Annotated in this window: 23 protein-coding genes; 14 read left to right on the plus strand and 9 right to left on the minus strand. The window is 66.1% G+C overall.

What is annotated here, in order from left to right; all coding sequences use genetic code 11:
* Positions 1–184 precede the first annotated feature (184 nt).
* Positions 185–355, plus strand: a complete 171-nt coding sequence (locus tag EER27_RS17165; protein WP_190285813.1) for a hypothetical protein — start codon at positions 185–187, stop codon at positions 353–355.
* A gap of 34 nt (positions 356–389) precedes the next feature.
* Positions 390–890: a hypothetical protein gene (locus tag EER27_RS14045; RefSeq protein WP_123088757.1), complete on the plus strand. Its 501-nt coding sequence runs from the start codon at positions 390–392 to the stop codon at positions 888–890.
* 92 nt (positions 891–982) lie between these two features.
* Here the strand turns inward: EER27_RS14045 and EER27_RS14050 are convergent, their stop codons facing one another.
* Positions 983–1,687, minus strand: coding sequence for a glutathione S-transferase family protein (locus tag EER27_RS14050; RefSeq protein WP_123088758.1), 705 nt, complete (start codon positions 1,685–1,687; stop codon positions 983–985).
* Between the two features lie 128 nt (positions 1,688–1,815).
* Between EER27_RS14050 and EER27_RS14055 the strand changes: the two genes are divergently transcribed.
* On the plus strand, positions 1,816–2,709 hold the full coding sequence (locus EER27_RS14055; protein WP_123088759.1) for a LysR substrate-binding domain-containing protein: 894 nt from the start codon (positions 1,816–1,818) through the stop codon (positions 2,707–2,709).
* Between the two features lie 89 nt (positions 2,710–2,798).
* Positions 2,799–3,008: a hypothetical protein gene (locus EER27_RS14060; protein WP_123088760.1), complete on the plus strand. Its 210-nt coding sequence runs from the start codon at positions 2,799–2,801 to the stop codon at positions 3,006–3,008.
* A 108-nt stretch (positions 3,009–3,116) separates the two neighbouring features.
* Here EER27_RS14060 and EER27_RS14065 read toward each other — a convergent pair whose 3' ends face one another.
* The 3 genes from EER27_RS14065 to EER27_RS14070 form a co-directional block, all read right to left on the minus strand.
* Positions 3,117–4,997 (minus strand): caspase family protein, encoded by a 1,881-nt coding sequence (locus tag EER27_RS14065; RefSeq protein ID WP_148041036.1) that lies wholly within the window; start codon positions 4,995–4,997, stop codon positions 3,117–3,119.
* Positions 4,969–5,634: a hypothetical protein gene (locus EER27_RS16970; protein ID WP_148041037.1), complete on the minus strand. Its 666-nt coding sequence runs from the start codon at positions 5,632–5,634 to the stop codon at positions 4,969–4,971. Before EER27_RS16970 ends, EER27_RS14065 begins: the two co-directional genes overlap by 29 nt.
* Positions 5,635–5,977: 343 nt before the next feature.
* Positions 5,978–6,913 carry a CPBP family intramembrane glutamic endopeptidase gene (locus EER27_RS14070; RefSeq protein WP_190285814.1) on the minus strand — a complete coding sequence of 312 codons (936 nt, stop codon included), beginning with the start codon at positions 6,911–6,913 and terminating at the stop codon, positions 5,978–5,980.
* A 164-nt stretch (positions 6,914–7,077) separates the two neighbouring features.
* On the opposite strand from EER27_RS14070, the gene EER27_RS14075 reads away from it, so the two are divergent.
* A complete protein-coding gene (locus EER27_RS14075; RefSeq protein ID WP_123088763.1) occupies positions 7,078–8,502 on the plus strand; it encodes an amino acid permease in 1,425 nt (474 codons plus the stop codon).
* Positions 8,503–8,586: 84 nt separating this feature from the next.
* Here the strand turns inward: EER27_RS14075 and EER27_RS14080 are convergent, their stop codons facing one another.
* A complete protein-coding gene (locus tag EER27_RS14080) occupies positions 8,587–9,582 on the minus strand; it encodes an alpha/beta fold hydrolase (RefSeq protein ID WP_123088764.1) in 996 nt (331 codons plus the stop codon).
* 143 nt (positions 9,583–9,725) lie between these two features.
* Between EER27_RS14080 and EER27_RS14085 the strand changes: the two genes are divergently transcribed.
* The 4 genes from EER27_RS14085 (at position 9,726) to EER27_RS14100 (ending at position 13,377) form a co-directional block, all read left to right on the plus strand.
* Entirely contained in the window at positions 9,726–10,571 is an 846-nt protein-coding gene (locus EER27_RS14085) for a helix-turn-helix domain-containing protein (protein ID WP_223807348.1), read from the plus strand.
* A gap of 275 nt (positions 10,572–10,846) precedes the next feature.
* Positions 10,847–12,127 carry a histidine kinase gene (locus EER27_RS14090; protein ID WP_425480848.1) on the plus strand — a complete coding sequence of 427 codons (1,281 nt, stop codon included), beginning with the start codon at positions 10,847–10,849 and terminating at the stop codon, positions 12,125–12,127.
* Positions 12,120–12,896, plus strand: a complete 777-nt coding sequence (locus EER27_RS14095) for a LytR/AlgR family response regulator transcription factor (protein ID WP_123088765.1) — start codon at positions 12,120–12,122, stop codon at positions 12,894–12,896. The genes EER27_RS14090 and EER27_RS14095 overlap by 8 nt, the downstream gene beginning before the upstream one ends.
* 55 nt (positions 12,897–12,951) lie before the next feature.
* Positions 12,952–13,377 carry a hypothetical protein gene (locus EER27_RS14100; RefSeq protein ID WP_148041038.1) on the plus strand — a complete coding sequence of 142 codons (426 nt, stop codon included), beginning with the start codon at positions 12,952–12,954 and terminating at the stop codon, positions 13,375–13,377.
* A gap of 173 nt (positions 13,378–13,550) precedes the next feature.
* Here the strand turns inward: EER27_RS14100 and EER27_RS14105 are convergent, their stop codons facing one another.
* Together EER27_RS14105 and speG are read right to left on the minus strand one after the other, a co-directional pair.
* Entirely contained in the window at positions 13,551–15,965 is a 2,415-nt protein-coding gene (locus EER27_RS14105; RefSeq protein WP_123088767.1) for a TonB-dependent receptor plug domain-containing protein, read from the minus strand.
* Between the two features lie 198 nt (positions 15,966–16,163).
* Positions 16,164–16,742 carry a spermidine N1-acetyltransferase gene (speG, locus tag EER27_RS14110; RefSeq protein WP_123088768.1) on the minus strand — a complete coding sequence of 193 codons (579 nt, stop codon included), beginning with the start codon at positions 16,740–16,742 and terminating at the stop codon, positions 16,164–16,166.
* A 114-nt stretch (positions 16,743–16,856) separates the two neighbouring features.
* Here speG and EER27_RS14115 point away from each other — a divergent pair, with 114 nt between their 5' ends.
* The gene (locus tag EER27_RS14115) at positions 16,857–17,156 is read left to right on the plus strand and encodes a hypothetical protein (protein ID WP_123088769.1); all 300 of its coding nucleotides are present in this window, start codon (positions 16,857–16,859) and stop codon (positions 17,154–17,156) included.
* Positions 17,157–17,270: 114 nt separating this feature from the next.
* Here EER27_RS14115 and EER27_RS14120 read toward each other — a convergent pair whose 3' ends face one another.
* Positions 17,271–18,104, minus strand: a complete 834-nt coding sequence (locus EER27_RS14120) for a DUF4349 domain-containing protein (protein ID WP_123088770.1) — start codon at positions 18,102–18,104, stop codon at positions 17,271–17,273.
* Positions 18,105–18,293: 189 nt separating this feature from the next.
* Here EER27_RS14120 and EER27_RS14125 point away from each other — a divergent pair, with 189 nt between their 5' ends.
* The 4 genes from EER27_RS14125 (at position 18,294) to EER27_RS14140 (ending at position 23,872) form a co-directional block, all read left to right on the plus strand.
* Positions 18,294–20,594, plus strand: a complete 2,301-nt coding sequence (locus tag EER27_RS14125; protein ID WP_123088820.1) for an FdhF/YdeP family oxidoreductase — start codon at positions 18,294–18,296, stop codon at positions 20,592–20,594.
* 17 nt (positions 20,595–20,611) lie between these two features.
* Positions 20,612–20,899: a hypothetical protein gene (locus EER27_RS14130; RefSeq protein WP_123088771.1), complete on the plus strand. Its 288-nt coding sequence runs from the start codon at positions 20,612–20,614 to the stop codon at positions 20,897–20,899.
* Positions 20,900–20,916: 17 nt separating this feature from the next.
* Positions 20,917–21,852, plus strand: a complete 936-nt coding sequence (gene fdhD, locus EER27_RS14135) for a formate dehydrogenase accessory sulfurtransferase FdhD (protein WP_123088821.1) — start codon at positions 20,917–20,919, stop codon at positions 21,850–21,852.
* 205 nt (positions 21,853–22,057) lie between these two features.
* Positions 22,058–23,872, plus strand: coding sequence for a DUF885 domain-containing protein (locus tag EER27_RS14140; protein ID WP_425480850.1), 1,815 nt, complete (start codon positions 22,058–22,060; stop codon positions 23,870–23,872).
* Positions 23,873–23,947: 75 nt separating this feature from the next.
* On the opposite strand, the gene EER27_RS14145 is transcribed toward EER27_RS14140, so the two are convergent.
* Positions 23,948–24,298, minus strand: coding sequence for a GFA family protein (locus tag EER27_RS14145; RefSeq protein ID WP_123088773.1), 351 nt, complete (start codon positions 24,296–24,298; stop codon positions 23,948–23,950).
* Between the last annotated feature and the right edge of the window lie 128 nt (positions 24,299–24,426).

Here is a 24,426-nt window from a genome sequence, read left to right on the forward strand (position 1 = left end):
CCGGACATGCACGCCGACGTCGCGACTCGCCCGTACTTGACGGGCCGTCAACCGCCGTCGGGCCCGGCTTGACGCTCTCACGATTTCCCCGGCGTTGCCGCGCCCGGACACTGATCGCCGTCGGGATGGAGCCATCGCGACCGCGAATCACCGGCGCGTCCCCGGTGCGGACGAGGACAAGGTGATGTTGCAGCACCGGCAAAATGGCGAGGGCGACCGCCTGCGGTCGATGGCGGCGAACGGCGACGTGCCTGTCGCGCACGCGCACGATGCGGCGACGACGCAGCGGCCGTTGGACGGCCTCACCCGGCGCGGACTTGTGACGGTTGTCGCGGTTGCCAGCCGCCATGGATAATCGCGCGCCCAAACCACGCTTCGATGTAGCAGGTATGCGTCCGATCCGGTTCGTCGTTGCGACACTTGCCGTCGCGGCCATCTTCCCCGCGCTCGCCCTTGCCGGCCCGCCGGCGACCACCAGCGCCGCTGCCAGCCGATCGACGTACGGCCCCGTGGTGCAACGTGACCCGGCGAAGGTCCAGGGCGAGCGGCAGCGCTACCTCGATGGCCTCTCCGACGCGCTGGGCCTGCCGCGAACCAGCGCCCGACCGATCAGCCAGTACCCCAGCGCCCTCCCGGCCCCCGAAGCCCCGCACCCCACGGCCGTGCCCGCGGACTGCAACTGCCTGGCCGACACCCTGTCGATGGACGACCGCCTGCAGCGGCAATCCGTCGATCAGCGAACCGCCGTCGAGATCGCCAGGATCAAGGAATACTCCGCCCGCTTCCTGCGCGAGCAAGAAGCCATCCGCGAGCAGCACTACTGCGGACAAGGCGAAACCAAGCGCTTCGACTGGCGCACGCAGACGATGACGTGTGTGAAGGTGTATTGATCACGGCGCTGGGCTGCTGGCGGTGTAGCGACCTTGAAACAAGAAGGGCTCCTTTCGGAGCACTTCAAGTTCATGGAGTAGCGAGCCGAACGTCAGACCACCAGCTCCACCAACACCTTGTCGAACGCCACTTCACCCGCGAAACCGCCTGCACTCACGGCGACCCGCTGGTACTCGATGGCATGGGCGAAGATCACCGCCGGATCGGCTTCGAGCTTGTCATAGAGGCGCTGCAAGTTCGGGTAGTCGCGGCGGTCCACCACCTGGTGGTACTCGTTCCATCGTGCGATGCCAATGAAGTAGGCGTCGGCCAACGTACGGTGCGCACCAAGGAGCCAAGGCTTGTCGCCGAGCATGGCGGACAGGTCTGCGTGAACCTTTTCCACCTTGGCGCGGGCGAAATCGGTCAGCACCTGTTTCTCCACGCCGTCGCTTCCGTGCTCGAGCGCATGCCATAGCGGAACGTAGGAATTGAAGAACGCGGTGTTGAGGAAGGCCAGCATTTGGTTCAACCGGTCGAACTCGGGTGTCCCTTGCGCGAAACCCAGCTTGCGGTCGATGCCGCGTGCCGCGATGTGGTTGAGGATGGACATGCTTTCGCTGAGGAACTCGCCGCTTTCGGTCCGCAGGGTCGGTGTCTCACCCACGTTGTTGATGCGTCGGTACTCGTCGCTGGTGACGAGCTCGGGCATCTCAATGCGGCTGAGCTGGTAGGGCTGTCCCAACCATTCCAGCGCCACGATGGAACCGAAAGAGCAGCCCGACGGCACGCCATAGAAAAGGATCGGGGTCGTCATGATGAATCTCCTTGATTGGGGTTCGGCGCAGCGGTTGCTCGCCGTGGGGACAAGGTAGATTCGTGGACATTGGCCGTGTAGACGGAAAGAATGAGACTTATCGTCCACATGCGCAGACTTTGCCCGCCATGCTCAACCTCAACGACCTGGTGTACTTCGTCGCGGCCGTGGAGCAGAACGGCTTTGCCGCCGCGTCGCGGCGCCTGGGCATTCCCAAATCCACCATCAGCAAGCGCGTGGCCATGCTGGAAGACGAGTTGGCCGCGAGATTGATCCATCGCACGTCTCGCAGCTTCGTCCTGACCGAACTGGGGCGCGACTTCTTTGAACATGCGCACGCCGCGTTGATCGAGGCCGAGGCCGCCGAAGCCATCGTGCGTCGTCGACAGTCCGAGCCGAGCGGCACGGTGCGCATGACGGCCTCGATTCCCGTCGCGCAGCTCTACCTGGCGGAACTCCTTCCACAACTGGCGCGCCTTCATCCCAAGCTCCAACTGCACCTGGACGTGGCAGATCGCTTCGTCGACGTGCACCAGGAAGGCATCGATATCGCCGTGCGCAGCCATTTCGCACCGTTGCCCGATTCGGGCCTGGTGCAGCGTCAACTGATGGTCGAGCCGATCATTCTGGTGGCGTCGCCCGCCTACCTCGAGCAGCGCAAGACGCCGCAGTCTCCCGCCGACCTGCAACATCACGAGGGCCTGCTGACCAATGCCACCACGCCAACCTGGACGCTGTTCGACGTCTCAGGGGGACAGGCGCAGGTGTCGCCTCGTGTGGCAATGATCGCCAATGAATCCACGGTGCTGCTGGGCGCTGCAGCTGCCGGCCTCGGCATGACATGCCTACCCGAACGCATGTGCCGTGAACTGATCGAATCGGGAAAGCTTGAACACGTACTGCCGGAGTGGAACGCCGGCAGCGTCACCACGACCCTGGTCATGCCGCATCGACGCGGCCAACTGCCGAGCGTGCGCGCCACCGTGGAATTCCTCGTCGAACGCTTTCGCGAGATGCGCTGATCAATTCGCCCATTGAGGAAGCAGCTGTACTGAGTCTATGTCTGCTTTGGCCTGCGGCCACTGCGCCTTGCCCGGCCGACACCCTGTCGATGGACGATCGACTGCAGCGCCAATCGGTCGATCAGCGGACCGCCGCCGAGATCGCCAGGATCAAGGAATACTCCGCCCGCTTCCTCCGCGAGCAAGAAGCCATCCGCGAGCAGCACTACTGCGGACAAGGCCCAGACCAAGCGCTTCGACTGGCGCACGCAGACGATGATGTGTGTAAAGGTGTACTGATGCCGGCGCTGGGCTGCTAGCGGGGTAAGCGACCTTGAAACAAGAAGGGCTCCTTTAGGAGCCCTTCAAATTTCTGGTTGCAGCGCAGGTGGATCGAACTCCCCACCCTCGTATACGCGAAAATATGATTATGTCTCGATTGATGGCCAAAGATCGTCAATGAGTTGCCAAGGAACCCTGTCTTGAAGCGCCAGGCAGGAGCAGAGAATGCCAATGCGTTCCAGACTGCTCTTGAGTCGCTGGCTACGGTGAGTCCAAGTGCCGCCAAGATCCGATAGGCGAAAGAGATTTTCGCCAATTTTCCAGATCTTATTGTTTCCAGAAGGTATCGTCCTGTCGCCAAATTCGTACAGCGAATCCGCCACGAATGCTAGACATGATCTGTCGTCAAAGCTCCACAGCTCTTGATCAAATATATGGTCAATTTCTAGGATCTGGCCCAGCCGGAGAATTACGGTCAATAGCTCCGTCGGATTCGAGGAAAGCTCAAGAGACTCATCCAGTTGATCGCTTGCGCGAGCATAGATGTACCTAAACGCGCCCTTGCCGTCGATGGCTGTGTCGGCAAACATCGCGCGGCAATCTATTGATGACCGCATAAGGTAGCCGAGGATCTCTTCACTGATGTCGCGGGCGCCAACCGCCTCCGTGGCCAGCACTATGGCGGCAAGTGATGGCGCTTGTGCTTCGCTCACGGCACTGAAGCCACCGGGGTATGTGTCTAAGAGCCGGCGACAGATTGAGATGTACTGACTTGATGATGCAGAATCTGCAAGCTCCTGCGACTCGCTCTCGTAGAGCGAAAGCGATAGCCAACCGAGTGTTTCCAGAGTCCTAATCGGCAAATAGAAGAGGTCAGGAAGGCCGCCGCTGCCGTGGAGAAGCGCATATTCGTCAGATTCTAGGTCAACTAGAAGCTGGGAGCAGATGCTACGGCATGACTCGATCAAGAGCCCGGCAAGGCGTGACGAGACGGCCTCGACGCTTTGCTGGCTCATCCACTTAAGGAGGGCGCAAAGTGTGCCTGCGTAAATCCTTATAGGAAGCAACGCATCGTCAGATGACGCGAAACGCGCCAGGGTCGACATGCAGAAGCGATACGCGAGATCGCCAACTCTTTCTTGGTCTGCCTCGATGCTGCAAAGCGCCGCTCTTAGCGTGCCGATGTAGTCGGCGCTGCGCCATTCTTCCGGGTTCGAATAGTAGAGCCGCCACAAGGACGTAGCGGCCTCCCCGCTAATGGAAAGGGAACTCGTGGTGCTTGTAGTAAGGGCTAGTCGAAGATCAGTGTCGTGCTGAGAGTAGAGCGGGTTTGCGCAGAATCGGGATGCGCCATGCAGATTCAGCCCCCAGACGATCGGCGTTTGTTGAGCCCCGGCAAGAATGTTTCCAACGATTCTTCCAATTTCCACAAGCTCCAGCGTTGGAATGTCATCCCTGACGGCAATCTTTCCATCGATACAGTCAATCAACGTGCTGGTAGCAAGACCGCCGGCTGGGCTCTCCGCGGCGTCCTCGTTGCTTGCGGAGGCGGCAAATAGGGTTATTCCCGGGGACCCCGCTTCGCCGATCAACGACCCCTTGAGGATCACGTTTAGGTCTTCGATGAGTCCGCCGCTCTCACAAGCATCGATAATGATGTTCGTATGGATGGCCCGAGATTCAACAACCGCCCTAAGGGCATCGCTTAGCGAGAATGCCGTCATTGAAAGGGCGTCAAGTCGGGTGTCTCGAGAAGCCATGTAGAAGCTCGCTGGCCCAATACAGCCATGCCCGGCGAAGTAAATTGTTAACTCTTCAATCGGCTCTCCAACCAGTAGAAGGTCGCGCAAGGCATACCGGATCTCGTCGGAGTTAGGCGACAGAACGAGGCGAGAATGCTCAACGTTATATGCGCCGATCGCAGGCGAAGTCAGCCGTTCGAATATTCGCGTTGCGTCTAGCTCCGCGCCAATAAGGGGGCTTGTGTAGTCGTACTTGTCACACCCGATCGCCAACAGAAGTCTCATCGCTTGCTCCATACCCTACGAATCTACCTTTTCTTACAACTTCGGCGTCGATGGCAGCCTGCGTCTTCGCGGCTAGAAGCGCCTCAAATCTTGCTTTGGTCTCAGGGCTTGATTTAGCTTCGAGTTCATTTAGTTGGCGACCCGTCTCTGGAGATACATGCATTGTCGGCGGCGTGACTCGACCGAATCGGTCAGATGCAAACTGCACCTTCTCAATCGCCGCATACATCGCATCAGAGAGTGATGCATGGTCCTTGGCGGAAACGCTGTTGCCGACCGACTCGGCTGCTTGCCCTATCACGCTATACATTCGCTTTGCGAATGCGCCATGCATTGCCTCCGAGATTTCGTTTATCGCTCTCGCAAGCGCGCTGATATCGTTGTTTGCGATATCGGACAGCCTCACGACGAATTCAGCGCTGATGATTTCGAAAGATTCTCGCTCCGAAGAGCCGGTAGGATCGATGTTCCAAGATGCCCCATGACGGAGCCTGTGTATATTTGCGTTGGAAACAAAGGAGGAAGTCGCAGCCTTCTGCGCTTCGCCGATCTTCTCAGAAAACGCTTCCATGAATTCCTTGAAAGCCTTCGGCATAGTTGAATAGGTGCTTCGCGATGTTTTGTTTTCAGCGGTCATTGGTCGCAGCTCAATATGTGCCTTCGGGGCCGGTGAATTGCCTTCATCTGGTTGATTGGCTTAGCGCGAGATCGAACCATTTGGGTGAATGTTGAGAAGAAGCGCTAGCCTCCCAGCAAGTTGCGAACGCCAAAGTCAGCTCCAGAAGAATCACTACTCCACGCGCCTCCGGGATCGCGAAGTTGGCGACGAATTCCCGACCTAAACCTTTGAATCTGTTGGCACAGCGGAGGCGATCTAACTCCGACTTTCGCATTGCGAACGCGATGCCTGCCGGCGCGACCATTACGATCGAGTGGCCACCGCTCAGCCGGTTGGCACCGCGACGCGCCCCATCGACGCCTCACCCACCACCCCAAGCACGAATAAATGGCGCCAGCTGCGGGATCAGATCGACCGTGCCGTGCAGGGGGACGATCAGCCATAGCGATCGGGTGCGGGCCCACAGGACGCCGAAGGCGATGCCTGCCGGGGCGATCATCACGATCGAGTAGGCCACTGCCCAGCCGGGGGTGGCCACGGCGACGCCTTCCATCATGCTTGCCCCACGCAGCCATAGCCCGGGCGCGTGCGCCAGGCCGAACAGCAGCGATGCCCATGCGATGGCCGCTACCGGCGAGCCCGAGGCGATCGCGAGCTTTTCCTGCAGCACGCGGCGGAAAAGCACCTCTTCGGCCAGGCCCGCCTCCACCGTCTGCCACAGCCAGCAGGCCGGGATCGCCCAGGCCAGCGTCGAGGCGGACGGCGACAGGTCGGCCAGTGTCGTCAGGCCTCGCCCGAACACCGCCTGCAACGCCAGGTAGGCCAGCGACATCCACGCGAACACCCACACGAGGCGCTTCCATCCCAACGGCCCCGGCCGGTGCTGTCGCCAACGCGCAAACAGCCAGACCGGCAGTACGACCATCGTCGCCAACTTCACCAGCAGCTGCACCACCGATTGCGCGGGTTCGTCCGGGTATGCCTGCTGCAGGGCCGAGAATCCCCACCCCAGCGCCAGTACCGAGAACGCCAACAGGTACAGCAGCATCGCCGGCAGTTGCGCGGGTTCGCCCGGCGCAGGCGATGGCAGTGAACGCGGCTTGCGCGTCAGCACCCAGGCCAGCAACGGGAACACCACGCCCAACACCGCCAGCAGGAACAGCGGCTCGAACAGCGAAGCGTCCGGCCGGCCCTGCAACGCCACCAGAGCCAGCACGTAGGCAACCGCGGCGACGCTCACCGCCACCACGGCGTGGCGGCGCGAAGGGGTGCGGGCGGGCTCGGCGCCGAGGGTCATGACGGGCATGGTGCACGCTGCGATGGCGCGCGCCCACGGCCGTTGGTCACCCGCCTCCGGCTGCGGGTGCCAGCTTCACGAAGTGGCCCACGAGGTCGCCCCAGAACGTCGCCGTCGCGACCTCGGTATTGTGGCCACCCGTTTTCCGTCCCGATGCCGACACGATGCCCGCTTCCCGATTGCCGCCGACGGCTCCTGCCAACCGGTCCGCCCCCACCGCCCATCCGTCCGCCACCAGTCAAGGTGGTCTCAGCCATGGCATGAAGCCGCGGCAGTTGGTGATGATGGGCCTGGGCACCGCGATCGGTGCCGGCCTGTTCCTCGGTTCCGGCATCGGCGTGCGGGCCGCCGGCCCGGCGGTACTGGTGTCCTACCTGGTGGCCGGGTTGCTGGTCATCATCGTGATGCGCGCGCTGGGTGAGATGGCCGCGGCCAAACCGTCCAGCGGTGCGTTCTCGGTGTATGCGGCCGACGCGATGGGCAAGACCGCCGGCGCGACCGTCGGCTGGCTGTGGTGGGCGCAGGTGGTGATCGTGATCGCCGCCGAATCGGTCGGCGCGGCCGGCCTGCTGGCAACCGTCTGGCCGGCGTTGCCGGTGGCGACGATGTCGTTGGTGTTCATGGTGGTGTTTACGGTGATCAACCTGATGGGCGTCAAGAACTTCGGCGAGTTCGAGTTCTGGTTCGCGATCCTCAAGGTGGCGGCGATCATCGCGTTCCTTATCGTCGGCGCGCTGCTCCTGCTGGGCCTGCTGCCGAACGTGCCGTCGCCGGGGTTGTCCAACTTCACCGCCCACGGCGGTTTCGCGCCCAAGGGACTGGCCGGCATTGGCGCGGCCCTGCTGGTGGTGATCTTCGCTTTCGGCGGCACCGAGATCGTCGCGGTGGCCGCGGCCGAAACCCGCGACCCGGAGCGCAGCATCAGTCAGGCCATCCGCACGGTGGTCTGGCGGATCATGGTGTTCTACATCGGCTCGTTGAGCGTCATCGTGGCCGTGGTGCCGTGGACCAGCGAGTCGCTGGCCTCGCCGTTCGCCGCGGTGCTGCAGGCGGCCAACATTCCCGGCGCGGCCACCGCGATCACGCTGGTGGCGGTGATCGCACTGCTGTCGGCGCTCAACGCCAACCTCTATGGCGCCTCGCGCATGATCTTCTCGTTGGCCGAACGCGGCGAGGCGCCGCGCGTGCTGTCGCGCCTCAACCACCGGCAGGTGCCGGTGATCGCGGTGCTGTCGTGCGTGGCATTCGGCTTCTTCGCCACGCTGCTGGAATCGTGGTATCCGAACAAGGTGTTGCCGGTGCTGTTGAACCTGGTCGGATCGACCTGCCTGCTGGTCTGGACCATCGCCCTGGTCTCGCAGCTGATCCTGCGTCGCCGCGCCGACCGCCGCGGCACGCCGCTGCCATTTCGCATGTGGGCCTTCCCCTACATGACCTGGCTGGGCCTGGCGATCCTCGTTGCGATCTTCGCGCTGACTCTGCTGGACAAGGGCTCGCGCGTGCAATTCCTGTCGACGCTGACGCTGACGCTGGCCATTGCGGCGGTCATCGAGCTGGCGCGTCGGTGGCGAGCGCGGCGCGCGGGCTGATCCAAACGTCTGTCGCACACTACCGCCCGCAGGCCCGGCATTGCCGGCTGCGGGCGGGCCAACGGATGCACGCTCGTGGGTGAATCAGACACCCCACAGCGCGCGTGCTTCCTCGGCCACCACGTCGGGGCGTTCTTCCGGCCAGAACAGCTTGCTGCCTTCCAGCCGTCGGACGCCACGCGAGTTGCCGAAGCTGCGGTCGAGGCGATCGGGGTCGGCCGGCGAAAAGATCGTGTCGCCCATGCCCCACACGATGCGCGTGGGCACCGTGCACGCCTTCAGTGCCGGCTCGATGCCCAGCAGCGAGTTGCGCTCCAGGGCGACGGCGTACGCGTGCACCTGCGCCTTGCGTTGCGGAGACGCCAGCAACGGGGCGAAGTAGCAGTCGATGGCTTCGTCGGTCGGATTGCGCGGGTCGAAGTAGCACATGCCGCCAATGCCCTCGGGCGAGCGCGCCAGCGCCTTGTCGGCATGCCAACGCCCCAGCCACTGGTCGACGAACTGCCCCTTCCTGGACAGCTCGATGACCGGCAGCAACGCCGGCGGCGGGCAGTCCTGCGCCTCGTCGCAGTTGGTGAGCAGCAGTGTGCGAACGCGCTCGCGATGCCGGGTCACGAACAGTTGCGCAACCGCGCCACCGCTGTCGCTGGCCACCAGATCCACCGTCGCGATCGAGAGCTTGTCCAGCAGCGCCACCAGCATCTCGACCTGGGCGTCGGGCGAGACGTCCTGGTCGTCGGCGATCTCGCTGTAGCCCAGGGCCATGAAGTCCGGCGCAATGCACCGTCGATACGCCGACAGGCGATCCAGGGCGCCACGCCACTGGAAGCTGTTGAGCGGGAAGCCGTGCAGGAACAGCGCCACCTCGCCCGCACCGCGCTCGACATAGGCGATGCGACCGAACGCGGTCTGCGCGAAGCGACGCGACGCGTGGAACGCCGCGGCGTCCATCGCGCCCGCCGCGACCGGCGTGGTTGCCGCCGCCGTCGATGCCGCGCCCGCTACCTGCGGCAGCCACGCGGCAAGCACGCCGCCCGCCATCGCCCCACCCGCCATTGCCATGAACTGCCTGCGTTGCATGTCCGTCTCCGTGCCAATGCCAGCCCGTTGCTGTGGTGAAAGAATCGGTGCACGCCGGCAGACGATCAATGACGTGTCAGGTCATGCCGGCATGATCCGACAGGTCATGGTTTCGCCGCACCACCCGGCCTTACCATCGCCGCATGGACATGCGCATCGGCCACTCAACCACCCCACCCGTCACCGCCGTGGCCCGCGTCGGCGCGCTGCTACGCGAGTGGCGCGCGGCGCGGCGATGGAGCCAGCTCGATCTCGCACTCGATGCCGGGATATCGACGCGGCACCTGAGCTGCGTCGAAACCGGCAAGGCGACGCCCAGCCGCGAGCTGCTCGCGCGCTTGGCCGATGCGCTGGACATGCCGCTGCGCGAACGCAACGCACTGCTGGTGGCCGCCGGCTACGCCGCGCACTACCCGGAAACATCACTCGACACCCCGGCGCTTGCCCAGGTGCGTCGTGCGATCGAGTTCATCCTCCAGCAACAGGAGCCCTACCCGGCGTTTGTCCTCAATCGGCGCTGGGATGTGCTGATGGCCAACCGCGCCGCGGCGCGCGTCAACCGTCTGGTGATGGAAGGCCGCACCAGTGCGCACGCCAACATGATCCGGCAGATCTTCGACCCGGCCGACCTGCGCCCGGCCGTGGTGAACTGGGAGGACGTCGCCGGCGACCTCATCCGCCATCTGCACGACGAAGTGGCGGCCAACCCCAACGACCACGCGGCACGTGCCCTGCTCGAGGAGGCGCTGGCCTATCCCGACGTGCCGTCGCGATGGCGCAGGCGCGAGCTCGGCACGGTGCCCGCGCCACTGCTGACAACGGTGCTGCGCAGCGGCGAACGGCAACTGCACTTCTTCTCGACGATCACCACCTTCGGCACGTCGCGCGACGTCACCGTCGACGAGTTGCACATCGAAAGCTGCTTCCCCGTCGACGACGCCACCGCCGAGCTGTGTCGCGCGCTGGCCAACGAAGACACAGGCGCCTGAGCCGCGCCGCGCCCGGCCAACGCCCGTTGCCCGAGGGCGCCCGCTAGCCGGCCCACGCCGATGGCGGCGAGCATGCCGATGCATCGCAACGGCCAGCGGCGCCGTAGCATCGAGACGACATCGAAAATGCCCGTCCGGACGGGCCGTCGCCCCCGTTTCCACCCCGCCCCCGGCCCGGTTCATCGCCGCCATGCGCGTTTCGTCGCCGCGGCTGGGATTTCCGGGCCCGCGCCCACTATTCTCGGCGCCGATCCCAACACCAGCGGAACTCTCACGTGATCACCCGATTCCTGTTCGTGGCCCGCCTCGTGTTCGCGTGGTTCTGGCTGGTTGTCGTGCTGAGCATGCTGTGGGAAGGGATTGGCCTGGACTCCTGGCCGGTCGCCGTGGCGGGAATGCTGGCCATCGGCTTCGTCATCACGCGCGCCGTCTCGCACATGTGGCGCGTGCGCCTGCTCACCAACAACGCCAGCCTCAACGCCGAAGTGCTGGGCAATCGCCATCGCCGCCAGATCGAGATCCCGCTCGAAGCGGGCGAGGCGTTCGACCTGCTGGAGGCGGCGATCCGCGAACTGCCGCGCGTCCATGACATCGAGAGCGCACGCGACAGCCTGCAGATTCGCGCCAAGGTCGAACGCCTCGACCCCTACGGCAGTAAGGCGCCCGGCCCGTACAACCCGTTGAACTGGTTTCCGGTGCCCCGCAACCAGATCCTCGCCACCGTGACGCCACGCGATGGCACCGGCGGCGTCATGCTGGTGTTCGAACCCGAGAGCGCGGCGTGGACCGACTGGCTCCGCGTCGACGACGGCACCAATCTCGAGAACGCCGAGGCCATCACGCGCGCCATCGCACGGCGCGTGGCCGATCGGCGTCGTGGCGAACAGACCGCCGTCGCGCAGACCGTCACCGAGAAGGAACTCACCGTGGCTAGGCTCAGCCTCCTGCATGCGCAGGTGGAGCCGCACTTCCTCTACAACACGCTGGCCAGCGCGCAGTACCTCACGCGCAGCGAGCCGGCCAAGGCCGACGAAATGCTCGGCCACCTGATCCAGTACCTGCGCCATTCGCTGCCCCGCACCGACGAGTCGCTGTCGACGCTGGGCGATGAGCTCGACCGCTCGCGTGCCTACCTGGAGATCCTCCGCATCCGCATGGGCCCGCGCCTGGCGCTGCAGATCGACGTGCCCACCGAGCTGCTGTCGACGCCGCTGCCGCCGATGATGCTGCAGACGCTGGTCGAGAACGCCATCAAGCATGGCCTGGAACCCAAGCCCGGCGGTGGCACGGTGTGGATACTCGCGCGCTCCAACGAAACGCAGCTGTCAGTCACCGTGGCCGACGATGGCCTGGGCCTCAACTCCGGCATCGGCGGGACCGGCATCGGCCTCAAGAACGTCAGGGAGCGCCTGCGACTGCTGTACGGCGCGGAGGCGTCGCTGTCCATCGTCGCCAACTTCCCCAATGGCGTGGCGTCCACCATCTGCGTTCCCGCACAGGAGTTGCAGGAACACTCACAGAAGCACTCCCAGGATCAGGCGGTGCGTCGTGCCTAAGTGCATCGTCGCCGAAGATGAGGCGCTGCTGCGTCAAGCGTTGCTGGATGCGTTGCGCATTGCCTGGCCGGAGCTGGACGTGGTGGCGCAGTGCGAGGACGGCGCCAGTGCGCTGGAAGCGATCGACGAGCACCGTCCCGACGTCGCCTTCCTCGACATCCGCATGCCCGGACTGACCGGACTGGAAGTCGCCAGCGCCGCCGCCGAGGCAAGTCCGGACACGCAGGTGGTGTTTGTCACCGCGTACGACCAGTACGCCATCGATGCCTTCGAACGCGGCGCGATCGACTACCTGCTCAAGCCGATCGCCGCCGACCGTCTTGCCGCCACCGTGCGCCGGCTGAAGGCACGCGCCGCGGCAGGACAGACCGATGCCGCCGCCCTGGCGGCGCTGATCGGGCAGCTTGGCGTGAACCTGCCGCGCACGCAGGCGCAGGCGCAGACACCACTGACCTGGATCACCGCCAGTGCCGGCCGCGACACGCGGCTGATCCTGGTCGAAGACGTCGCCTACTTCCGCGCCGACAACAAGTACACCACGGTGGTGACCGGCGACGGCGAAGCGCTGCTGCGCACGCCGATCCGCGACCTGCTGCGCGTGCTGGACCCGGCGGTGTTCAAGCAGATCCACCGCTCGACGATCGTGAACATGAAGGCCATCGCGTCGATCGCGCGCGACGACACCGGCAAGGGCGTCGTCCGACTCCGCCAACGCCCGGAAGCGCTGACCGTCAGCCAATCGTTCATGGCGCTGTTCCGCAACATGTAAGCAGGCACCACCGAGCATGCACCGCGCCCCGGCGCCCACTCCCTACAGGTGATCCATGCGTAGCGTTATTGCGATGATCTATTTCCTGCTCGCGTTGTTCGGTTGCGACATGCGCGGCGGCAACACCATCGTCAGCCGCGCCACCGTCGACGGCGTCGACATCGTCCACAGCGAAACCCGCGTGACGACCGGCATGGCCTGGTTCGAATGCATCACCAGCGCCAGCGGCAACTGCCACTACCGCCTGTTCCGCGTCGAGGCGCCGCAGGGAGGATGCGCGGCCGGCAATCCCGCGTCCACGATGCCCGCCTGCACGGCACCGGCGTTCGCGCAGTTCGTGGTGGCCGCCGGCAAGGTCCGCGAGATGGCGGGCCTGCCCGCGGTCTTCCGTCCCTGCGTCAGCCACCAGGCCGGGTCGGTGATGCCCGACTGCATGCCGGTGGCAAGCGCATCCGCAGCAGCGCGGCGTCCTACCCCGTAACCGCGACGACCAGAAGCCCGGCGGCGAACGATCGCGCAGGACGCGCTTGATGCCGCCAGTGGCCCGACGGAAAGACAGACGCCCGCGTCCCTTCAAACGCGGGCGTCTGCCCTTCAGCGCGTCGCCGCATCGCGGGCGATCTCGCCCACGATGCGGCAGTCACGCGGTCACGCTTAGAACTTCAGCCACAGACGCGCGAAGTACGCCGCGCCGTTGAGGCCGAACTGCACGCTCTCGAACACGTGGCCGTTGTCGGTCTCGTCGGGGTTCTGACGGGTCGGGAACACATCGAACACGTTGGCCGCGCCGATCGTGAACTTGGCCTTCTCGCTGAAGTTGTAGCCCAGGCTCACGTCGGCCGAGGTCTTGGCGGCGTAGTGCTGGTTCGGCACGCCAGCGGCGGTGCCCGAGAACGTGCCCAGCGTCTGCTCGCCGAAGTGGATCACCTTGATCCCGCCCTCCCACGCGCCGTAGGCGTAGTCGAAGCCGAGCACGGCCTTGCTGCGCGGCGCGCCGTTCTCGACAAACAAACGGTCGCGCTCGGACAGCAGCGTTTCCTCTCGGCCCGCCAGCGCCGGCGGCGTGTTGACCTGGGTCACCTCGGTCTTGCTGTAGTTGGCGCCCAGGTAGCTCTTCAGCTTGCCGCCCCACAGGTCCATGTCGTGCGACACGGTCAGGTCCACGCCCTGCGTGCGGGTGTCGACGGAGTTGAAGAAGAACCGCGCCAGGCCGACGCCCAGGTCGTCCAGGATCGGCCCGATCAACGGGTCGGTGTTGTCGAAGTCGCCGCTGAGCACGATGCGATCGTCGATGTCGATGCGGTAGGCATCGAGGGTCAACGACAGGTTTTCGCGCGGCGTCCAGGTGACGCCCAGCGTGGCGCCGGTGGACGTTTCCTCGGTCAGGTTCGGGATGCCCGCGGCCTGCGCCAGCGCGCTACCGTTGGAGGCGATGACCACGTCGACCGGTTCGCCGCTGATGAAGTCGGTGATGGTCGAGGAGAAGTACTTCTGCTGCAGCGACGGCGCACGGAAGCCGGTGCTGACCGAGCCACGCAGCAGCAGGTCGTCGGTGGCGCGGAACGCCATCGCAAGTTTGCCGTTGGTGGTTTGGCCGAAGTCGCTGTAGTCCTCGTAACGCACCGCCGCGGCCATCATCAGCCGCTCGGTGAAGTCGATTTCGACATCGGCATACGCCGCCCAGCTGTCGCGCTTGCTGTCGGTCACGTCGCTGGGCTGGAAGCCGGGGAAGCCCTGGCTGCCCGGGTTGCCGCCCACGCCGGCACCGTCGTAATCCAGGTAGGAGCCCGCCTCGCCGGCGCGGATGCGGTAGCGCTCTTCGCGCTGCTCCAGGCCGAAGGCGACGTTGAAGCCGCTCAGCACGCTGTCGAAATAACGCGACACATCGAGGTTGGTGGTGTTCTGCTGGAACGAGAAACCGCCGGCATCGAAACTGGTCGGGCTGATGCCCGCGCCGCCGTTGAGCAGGTCGAGGTTGGCGATCGAGGCGTTGAGCGTGCCGTTGATCTGATAGCGCAGCTCGTTGTAGCCGAACGTATGCGACAGGTCGAAGTGCCAGTTGCCCACGTCGCCGCGCGCGCCGACGATGGTGTAGCGATCGTTGAGCACGCCATCGATGAACGGCACGAAGCCGTCCGGGTACATCGCCGGCGAGTTGCGCGAGGGAATGTCGTCGCTGCCGATGCCGCCGCGCGCGAACGCGGCCGAAGACGCGTCGCGGTTCTGCATGCCGGCGGTGAAGTAGAGATCGGCCGCCTCGCCCAGCGGCAGGTCGCCGTTGAGGAACAGTGAGCGGTTCTGCACTTCGCTGTCGCCGATGATGCGCGGGCTGCCCTTGGGCTCGGAGCGATCGGAGCGGCCACGATCCTGCCACTCGCCGGTGACCGACAGGCCGCCGCCCATCGAGAACTCCACGCCGCAGTAGCTGGACGCCAGCCAGTTCTCGCCGTCGCCGCGCGAGTACTCGCCGTAGCCGAACACGGCCTCGCAACCCGGTCGACGCTTGAGCGCGATATTCATCACGCCGGCAATCGCATCGGAGCCGTACTGGGCCGCCGCGCCGTCACGCAGCACCTCGACGCGGTCGATGGCCAGCAGCGGGATCGCGTTGAGATCGGTGCCGGTGTTTCCGCGGTTGCGGGCGCCGTAGATGTTGACCAGCGACACGGTGTGATGGCGCTTGCCGTTGACCAGCACCAGGGTCTGGTCGGACCCCAGGCCGCGCAGCGCGGCGCCGTCGACCAGATCGGCGCCGTCCGCACCGGTCTGGCGTGTCGAATTGAATGAAGGTGCTGCGTACTGCAGCGACTGGGCGAGGTCGAACTGCGCACCCGACTCGGCCTGCTCGGCCATCGGAATGACGTCGACCGGCACCGGCGTGCTGGTTTCCGACGAGCGGTCGACGCGTCGCGAGCCGAGCACGCTGATCGAATCGAGTTGCTTGGCACCCTCGGTGCCGGTGGTCTCCGCGTCCTGTGCCTGCGCGTTCAGCGCGGTCGCAGCCAGCGGCAGTGCCAGGGCCAGCGCGATCGCGCGACCCAGTGTGTTGCGCCCAGCAAAACAAGCCATGCCTTTCCCCTTCCCCAAGTGGTGGATCCCCCATAACCCGGCCGAGCCTACGATGCGGCGCGGGCGGGCGTCCATGGGCCAGCGCCCGAACGCGCAAACCGGCGGGAAGGGAAAGCCGGGGTCCGGGGCGGTCGTCACGCTTGGGAAATGGGGGCACGCCGCCAAACCGGCGGCCGCGGCGCCACGCCGGCGACCCGCCTATTCCCCGGCGGGTTTCGCGGCCAGCGCCTGGTGCTGGAACAGGCACATGCGCACGACGCTGCGATAGCGCCCGTCGCTGAAGAACTCATCGACCAAGATGCCTTCGCGCTGGAAGCCCGCGCCTTCGTAGACCTTGATCGCGCGGGCGTTGTCGACGTCCACCACCAGGTACAGCTTGTAGAGGTTGAGCACGCGGAACGCGTAGTTGATCGCCAGGCGGGTGGCCACCTTGGCGTAACCGCGGCCCTGCTGCTCGGGCGAGATCATGATCAGGAACTCGGCGCGCCGGTGCAGGTGGTCGATCTCGACCAGCTCGACCAGGCCGACCCGTTCGTGGTTGTCGTCCTCGATGATGAAGCGACGCTCGGACTGGTCGTGGATGTGCTTGCGGTACAGCTCTTCCAGTTCGACGTACGACTCGTACGGCTCCTCGAACCAGTAACCCATGATCGTGCGGTTGTTGTTGAGCAGGTGCACGAAGCCCAGGTCGCTGCGCTCCAGCGGACGCAGGCTGACGCCGTCTTCGCGTGCGCCGCGCGTGGGACGCGTGGCTTCTGGCCGGTCAGGTTTGTGCATGCCGCCACCCTAGCCGATCTGCGTGCACGGGTGAATGAGGGCGGGCGCCGCCCTCACGCATTCTTTTCCCCCCCGCACCTAGGCTCACCGCACACACGCAAAGAGAATGCCGCCATGCCCCTGTTGCGCCTGCGCATAACCGGCAGCGAAGACCACGTCCGCGCGATCGGCAACCTGCTCACGAGCATCGATGGCGTCGAGCACGTGGAAGAGGTCGCCGACCTGATGCCACACATGGACGACGTCGATTCCAGCTCGGCTGGCCTGCGCAGCGACAACGCCGGCGGCGAGGTCCACGAGATCGAGATCGACGCCCCCAACCCGTCGACTGCCGAGAAGGTTCGCGAGGCGGTCGAGGCGCTCGCCTTCGATCTGGACGTGCTGGTCGAATTCGAGGTCGAGGAAGAGCGCTGAGGCCGCGGCCGACACGGGTCGCTCGCGCCCGACAGCGCCCGCGCGATTGCGCGCGGGCGCGGTAGGCTCATTCGCCCAGCCCGCGCCCCCCGGGCCGTCAATCACGGCGGATGGCTACGGCGTGGGGCCGGCCTTGTTTGCAGTGTTGCGGCCGCGGCGCCTGCGCCACAGCTTGAACAACCACAGCCCGCCGATCCCGACCACGGCGATCGGCAGCACGCCGGCAAGCACCCGGATCAACACGGCCACCACCGTGGCAAAGATCTCGGCGAAGTCGTCGATCGCTTCGCCGATCACGCTGCCACCCTGCTGCGAGCCCGGCATGGTCAACACGATCGTGAGCTTCTGGGTCTGGATGCGACGCTGGTGCTGCGCGCCCTCCTGGGTCGTCGCGGCCAGCTGCGCTTCCAGTTGCGCCATCCGCTCCGACAGCGACATCAGGTCCTCGATCTTGATTCCCGGCCGTGCCTGCAACTCGAGCAGACGCGTGTGCTCATTGCGCAGTCGCTGCTCCGTCAGCCGGTTGTCGGTGATGGCCTGAGCAAGGTCCTGCGCCTGCGTGCTGCGGCTGCCCAGTTCGCCTCCGACGCCGGCCATCGTCACCAGCGGCTCGATCGCCTCCGGCACGGCGCGCATCTCGATCTGTGCCTCGGGCGAATCCCCACCCTGCTGGGTGACGCCAAGCACCACGCACGCGCCGAACTTCCCGTTATTGCAGGCCTTCTGCACGGCCGTCGCCTGGGCGGCGATGCGGTCTGCCGACAGCTCCACCACCGCCCGGTGTTCGTAGGCAAGCATGACCTGCAGCGGGTTGGCCGCGCGCGGCCCCTCGGCCTTCGCCGGACCGGCGTCGGCTGCCGTTGCCGCGGACTCTCCGCTTGGCTGCTTCGCGCAACCCGCCACCGCGGCTGCCATCGCCAACGCCAACCACCAGCTCCTGCAACGCATCGGCACCGCTCCATCGGAAAGAGGCCACGGTAGCGATGCCACCGATCACCCACAAGCGGCACGAACCATGCCAGAACGCCGTGACCGAGCGTTCGTCGCGGGAGCCCGCACCGTATCCCGACCACACCCGCGCCCCGCGCCCGTGGCTGGCTATGATGTCCGGATACCCAGACCGCAGCGGTGGCGGCCGTGTCCGACGAAAAGCGCATCGAACCCTACGACAAGCCTGCCGGCGGCTGGGACGCGCTGAAGGGTTCGTGGCAGGCGTTGCGTGAACAGGAGGTGCTGGTCAAGGGCGCGAACACGCTGCTGCGCGCCAACCAGCCGAGCGGCTTCGACTGCCCGGGCTGCGCCTGGCCCGACCGCAATCCGCATTCGACGTTCGAGTTCTGCGAGAACGGCGTCAAGGCGGTCGCCAACGAAGCCACCAGCAAGCGCGTGACACGCGAGTTCTTCGCCCAGCACCAGGTCACGTGGTTGGCCGCGCAGGACGACCACTTCCTCGAAGCCCAGGGCCGGCTGACCGAGCCGATGGCCTACGACGCGGGCAGCGACCGCTACCAGCCGATCGGCTGGGACGAGGCGTTTGCACGCATCGCCGCCGCCCTGTGGGCGCTGGATTCGCCGGACGAGGCGATCTTCTATACCTCCGGGCGCACGTCCAACGAGGCCGCGTTCCTGTACCAGTTGTTCGTGCGCGAGTTCGGCACCAACAACTTGCCCGACTGCTCCAACATGTGCCACGAACCGTCGGGCGTGGCGCTCACCGAACAGATCGGCAGCGGCAAGGGTTCGGTCACGCTCGAGGACTTCGAGCACTGCGACGCCATCCTGGTGTTCGGCCAGAACCCGGGCACCAACCACCCGCGCATGCTCGGCGAGTTGCGCGCCGCGGCCCGACGCGGTTGCCGCATCGTCGCGTGCAATCCGTTGCGCGAGCGCGGCCTCGAACGCTTCACCAACCCGCAGTCCACGGTCGAGATGATGACCGGCGGCAGCACGCCGCTGGCCAGCCTGTACCTGCAACCGCGCATCGGCGGTGACCTGGCGGTTGCGACCGCCATCGCCAAGTTCGTGATCGAGCGCGACGGCGTCGACCGCGACTTCATCGCCCGTTACACGCACGGGTACGAGCCGTTCGCCGCGTCGTTGCGCGCCACCGGCTGGGACGAGCTGCAGCACGAATCCGGGCTCGATCGCGCGCAGCTGGAAGAAGCCGCGCAGGTCTACCTCGACAGTCGCGCCACGATCCTGTGCTGGGGCATGGGCATCACCCAGCACAGGCGCAGTGTGGCGACGATCCAGATGCTGATGAACCTGTTGCTGCTGCGCGGCAACATCGGCCGACCCGGCGCCGGGCCGTGCCCGGTGCGCGGCCACTCCAATGTGCAGGGCGACCGCACGATGGGCATCTACGAAAAGATGCCGGCCGCATTCCTCGATCGCCTCGACGCCGCGTTCGATATCGCGTCACCGCGCGCCGAAGGCTACGACACCATCGCCGCCATCGAGGCGATGCATGACGGTCGAGGCAAGGTGTTTTTCGCGATGGGCGGCAACTTCGCCACCGCCACGCCGGACAGCGAGCGCGTGCATGCCGCCCTCCGCCGCTGCGCGCTGACGGTGCAGGTCAGCACCAAGCTCAACCGTTCGCACCTGGTCCACGGCCATGACGCGCTGATCCTGCCGTGTCTGGGGCGTACCGAGATCGACCTGCAGGCAGGCGGTTTGCAGGCGGTCACGGTCGAGGACTCGATGAGCATGGTGCACCTGTCGTCGGGCATGAACCCGCCGGCATCGCCGCAACTGCTGTCCGAGCCGGCGATCGTCGCGCGCCTGGCGACCGCCGCGCTTCCCGCCAGCCGCACGCCGTGGCTGGAGATGCTGGCCGATTACGACCGCATCCGCGAACGCATCGCCGAGGTGGTCGATGGCTTTGGCGACTTCAACCAGCGCGTGCGCGTGCCCGGCGGCTTCCACCTGCACCACCCGTGTCGCGACCGCGTGTTCCCGACCGCCAGCGGCAAGGCCGGCTTCTACGTGCATCCGCTCGACGACGCCCTGCCCGCGCTAGCGGGACCGGTAACCGGCGCGCACGAGTCGACGGCAACAACACCTCCGGCAATGTTCACCCTGATGACCGTGCGTGCGCACGATCAGTACAACACCACCATCTACGGCAACGACGATCGCTATCGCGGCGTGCACGGCCTGCGCCGCGTGTGCTTCATCTCCACTGGCGACCTTGCCCGCCTGGGCTACGACGATGGCGACCTGGTCGACATCACCTCGGTGTGGCCCGACGGCGAGCGCCGTGTCGAGGGCTTCCGCCTGGTCGAGTACGACATCCCGGCTGGCTGCCTGGCCGCGTACTTCCCGGAGACCAACGCGCTGGTGCCGCTGGGCAGCCACGCCGAGCGCGCGCGCACGCCGGCGTCAAAATCCATTCCGGTGCGACTGACGCGCAGCGCCGAAGTCGAAGCGCGCTGATGGCCGGGAGACCGACGATGTCCACCCACAACAACCCAGCAGACCACTTCGATCCGGAATCGCCGGACTTCGATGTCGACCCGGCATTGGCATTGCTGCAGCTTCTGGCGGTCGAGGACGGCCAGTCGATCCATCGCGTCGCCAAGCGGCTCGGGCTCGAGATCAGCCAGTTGCAGCGCCTGCTCACCGCGCTTGGTGACAACCCCCAACTCGGCGGACTGGACCTGATCGAACAGCGCCGCGACGGCGAACGCACGCTGCTGTTCCTCACCGAACGCGGCCGCGTGCTGTGCGCTCCGGGCTGACCGGAAATCGCGACGCCATGCGCACCGATCCGGACGATCGCAACGACACCTCGCGCGCCCTCGCCGGCGTGCAGGCCCAGCGCGTCCGGGCCGACGGCGCCCCGGTGCAACGCGGCAACGACGACGAGGTGGTGATCGAGGCCCCCGTGGCGTTGCTCTACAACGGTTCGGCGTTCGCGGTGATGATGGCCAGTCCGAACCATCTCGACGATTTCGCGCTCGGCTTCGCACTGAGCGAGGGCATCGTCGCCAATGCCGCCGAGTTTCGCCTGGTCGACCGCGTCGACAGCGCCGATGGCATCACCCTGCACGCGGCGATCCCGCAGCAACGCCACGATGCATTGCTGCAACGTCGCCGCAGCCTGGCTGGCGCCAGCGGCTGCGGCCTGTGCGGGATCGAGAGCCTGCGCGATGCACTGCGCCCGGTGCCCCAGGTCGCCTGCGAGCAGCGCCCCGAGCTGGCGACGATCACCACCGCACTGCGCGAACTGGCGCAGTGCCAGCCGATCAACGCGCGCAGCGGTGGTGTGCACGCGGCGGCGTTCCTGCCGTTGCCTGCGCGCGCAACCGGCACGGCGCGCGTCGGCGCCGACGACGGTGCGCGCATCGCCAGCACCCTGGTGGTTCGCGAAGACGTCGGCCGCCATAACGCACTCGACAAACTGATCGGTGCCCTGGCCCGCTCCGCGCCCCCGGGCGATCCCGCCGCCGGTGTGTTGCTGGTGACCTCGCGTGCGTCCTACGAAATCGTGCACAAGGCCGCCGTCGCCGGGTTCGGCATCGTGGTCGCGATCTCCGCGCCCACCGACCTGGCCATCCGCACCGCGCAGGCCGCTGGCATCACACTGGCAGCCTTCGCGCGCGGCGATGGGCTCAACATCTACAGCCATCCGCAGCGCATCGCGGGTGTGCCGCCCGGCGCGCCGTCGGGGACATCACCGGACGCGAGCTGAGCGCTCCACGAAGACGCGCCATCTCGGCAATTCGCACGCGGCCACCCCGCCAACGCCGCGGCTTCGCGGCCGGCCTCACGCGCACCCACCAGAACCCCCAACGCAGGCTCCCCACCCAGCCTTCGGCCCATGCCAGGGGGGCGGTCGAGGCGATATCCTGCGCGCATCGCGGCCGCGGCCGCATGAACGGAATCGTCACATGTCCCTGCGTGCCACCCCGCTTGCCGCGGCTCTGCTGACCATCACGCTGGCCGCCTGCCAACCACAGGCCACCCCGGCACCGACCGGCAACCAGCCCGCCGCGACCAGCGCGGCCAGCAGCCAGACCGACGCGCGCTTCGCCGATCTCTCCCAGCGCTGGCTCGACGGCTGGTTGCAGTTGCAGCCGGTGACCTCCACCCAGACCGGCGACCACCGCAACGACACCGCGCTCGACGACTTCAGTGCCGCCGGCCGGCAGAAGATGATCGACTTCAGCAGGAAGATCCTCGCCGAGCTCGACACCCTGGATGTGTCCTCGCTGTCGCGCGAGAACCAGGTCGACGCGGCGATCCTGCGCAACCAGGTGCGCTACGACATCTGGACGGTCGAAACCCTGCAGTCCTGGGCCTGGGATCCGCAGCTTTACACCGGCACCGCCGGCAGCGCGATCTACACCTTGATGGCACGCGACTTCGCGCCGATGCCGCAACGCCTGAAGTCCGTGACCCAGCGCATGGAGAAGCTGCCGACGCTGTTCGCGCAGATGCGCGAGAACCTCGACCCCAATCGCGTACCGAAGATCCACGCCGAGACCGTTGCCAAGCAGAACAGCGGCCTGTTGAGCCTGATCGACGAGCTGGTAGCGCCCAACGCGAAGTCGCTATCCGGCGCCGAACGCAAACGCCTGGACGCGGCCATCGCAACGCTGCGCACCGCCGTCGCCGACCAGCAGAAGTGGCTCGACGAAACGCTGGTGCCCAACGCCAAGGGCAACTTCCGCCTCGGCCAGACCCTGTACGACGAGAAGCTGGCCTTCGCGCTGAACTCGCCGCTGACGCGCACCGAAATCCGCACGCGCGCCGAGGCGGCCATCGGCGAGACCCGCCGCGAGATGTACGAGATCGCCCGCAAGCTGCTGTCCGAACGCCCCAACGCCCCCAACCCGATGCCGCTGCAGCCCAACGACGCGCAGCAGCAGGCGGTGATCGAGGCGGCACTGGAGCTGGCCTATGCCGACCGTCCGGCGCGCGACAAGGTCGTCGAGCTGGCCAAGCAGTCCACCACCGAGGCAACGGCGTTCGTGCGCGAGAAGAACCTCGTGTCGGTACCGGACACGCCGGTGCAGGTGATCCTGATGCCCGAGTTCCAGCGTGGCGTTGCGGTCGCGTACTGCGATTCGCCCGGCGCGCTCGACAAGGGCCTGGACACCTTCTACGCGGTGTCGCCGATTCCCGATGCGTGGACGCCTGAACAAGTGGACTCGTTCCTGCGCGAGTACAACACCCGCTCGATCCACGAGCTCAGCATCCACGAGGCGATGCCGGGCCATTACCTGCAGATCGCGCACTCCAACAAGCATCCCTCGACGCTGCGCGCCGTGCTGGGCTCGGGCTCGTTCATCGAAGGCTGGGCGATGTACGCCGAGAAGGTGCTGGCCGACGCGGGCTACATGAACAACGATCCGTTGATGCAGCTGATCCAGCGCAAGTGGGCGCTGCGCGCGATGGCCAACGCCATCCTCGATCAGGCGATTCACGTCGACGGCATGAGCCAGGACGACGCGATGAAGCTGATGACGCAGACCACGTTCCAGCAGGAGCGCGAAGCGGCCGGTAAGTGGGTGCGGGCGCAACTGACCTCGGCGCAGCTGCCCACGTATTTCGTCGGCTACAGCGAGCACCTGGATCTGCGCCGCGAAGTGGAGAAGCGCGATGGCAAGGCGTTCGACATCAAGGCCTACCACGACAAGGTGCTGTCGTACGGCTCGCCGCCGGTGCGCTTCGCGCGCGAGCTGATGCTGGATCAGCCGATCAAGTGAACCACCGGCCCGCTGCGTGTCGCGGGCCGGCAAGACACATTCCCCGAACCGGCGCCGCAAGGCGCCGGAGTCGTTTCAGAAGCTGCGTCCGTCGATCTTCACCACCGTCAACGCGTCCACGTCGATGCCATCGAGGCAGCGCAGGTTGATCGCCGCCATCGGCTTGCCATCAGGGCCAACACCTTCGCTGAAGGTTGCGATACCGCAGGCCGGGCAATGGTGGTGGGTCAGCCGGTGGGTGTTGAAGCGGTACGTGCCCAGGTCGGCTTCGGGCGTGGTCAGCGTGAACGTCTCGCGCGGAACGAACCACAGCAATCCGCCACGCTTGAGGCACATCGAACAATTGCAGTCGTATGCCGATCCGATCTCGCCATCGACCATGAAGGCGATGCGGCCGCAATGGCAGCCGCCGGTGTGGGTGGTCATTTGCACGCTCCCTGGTTGCTTGTCAGTGCCGATTCCATGCGAGCGACCGGTCTTCGATGCGAGGATACACGTCACCTGCGCGGCCGAAACCCGGCATCGCCACGCTGTCGTAACCGACGCCGCGACAC

This window comes from Montanilutibacter psychrotolerans (assembly GCF_003719825.1).
GTDB lineage: Bacteria > Pseudomonadota > Gammaproteobacteria > Xanthomonadales > Xanthomonadaceae > Montanilutibacter > Montanilutibacter psychrotolerans.

Excerpts from the sequence above, each read along its gene's own strand:
- EER27_RS14080 (WP_123088764.1), bottom strand. The coding sequence starts at position 9,582 with ATGCAACGCAGGCAGTTCATGGCAATGGCGGGTGGGGCGATGGCGGGC.
- EER27_RS14060 (WP_123088760.1), top strand. The coding sequence starts at position 2,799 with ATGGACGATCGACTGCAGCGCCAATCGGTCGATCAGCGGACCGCCGCC.
- EER27_RS14085 (WP_223807348.1), top strand. The coding sequence starts at position 9,726 with ATGGACATGCGCATCGGCCACTCAACCACCCCACCCGTCACCGCCGTG.
- EER27_RS14070 (WP_190285814.1), bottom strand. The coding sequence starts at position 6,913 with ATGACCCTCGGCGCCGAGCCCGCCCGCACCCCTTCGCGCCGCCACGCC.
- EER27_RS14145 (WP_123088773.1), bottom strand. The coding sequence starts at position 24,298 with ATGACCACCCACACCGGCGGCTGCCATTGCGGCCGCATCGCCTTCATG.
- EER27_RS17165 (WP_190285813.1), top strand. The coding sequence starts at position 185 with ATGTTGCAGCACCGGCAAAATGGCGAGGGCGACCGCCTGCGGTCGATG.
- EER27_RS14055 (WP_123088759.1), top strand. The coding sequence starts at position 1,816 with ATGCTCAACCTCAACGACCTGGTGTACTTCGTCGCGGCCGTGGAGCAG.
- EER27_RS14130 (WP_123088771.1), top strand. The coding sequence starts at position 20,612 with ATGTCCACCCACAACAACCCAGCAGACCACTTCGATCCGGAATCGCCG.
- EER27_RS14105 (WP_123088767.1), bottom strand. The coding sequence starts at position 15,965 with ATGGCTTGTTTTGCTGGGCGCAACACACTGGGTCGCGCGATCGCGCTG.
- EER27_RS14065 (WP_148041036.1), bottom strand. The coding sequence starts at position 4,997 with ATGAGACTTCTGTTGGCGATCGGGTGTGACAAGTACGACTACACAAGC.
- EER27_RS14075 (WP_123088763.1), top strand. The coding sequence starts at position 7,078 with ATGCCCGCTTCCCGATTGCCGCCGACGGCTCCTGCCAACCGGTCCGCC.
- EER27_RS14050 (WP_123088758.1), bottom strand. The coding sequence starts at position 1,687 with ATGACGACCCCGATCCTTTTCTATGGCGTGCCGTCGGGCTGCTCTTTC.
- EER27_RS16970 (WP_148041037.1), bottom strand. The coding sequence starts at position 5,634 with ATGACCGCTGAAAACAAAACATCGCGAAGCACCTATTCAACTATGCCG.
- fdhD (WP_123088821.1), top strand. The coding sequence starts at position 20,917 with ATGCGCACCGATCCGGACGATCGCAACGACACCTCGCGCGCCCTCGCC.
- EER27_RS14100 (WP_148041038.1), top strand. The coding sequence starts at position 12,952 with ATGCGTAGCGTTATTGCGATGATCTATTTCCTGCTCGCGTTGTTCGGT.
- EER27_RS14045 (WP_123088757.1), top strand. The coding sequence starts at position 390 with ATGCGTCCGATCCGGTTCGTCGTTGCGACACTTGCCGTCGCGGCCATC.
- EER27_RS14120 (WP_123088770.1), bottom strand. The coding sequence starts at position 18,104 with ATGCGTTGCAGGAGCTGGTGGTTGGCGTTGGCGATGGCAGCCGCGGTG.
- EER27_RS14115 (WP_123088769.1), top strand. The coding sequence starts at position 16,857 with ATGCCCCTGTTGCGCCTGCGCATAACCGGCAGCGAAGACCACGTCCGC.
- speG (WP_123088768.1), bottom strand. The coding sequence starts at position 16,742 with ATGCACAAACCTGACCGGCCAGAAGCCACGCGTCCCACGCGCGGCGCA.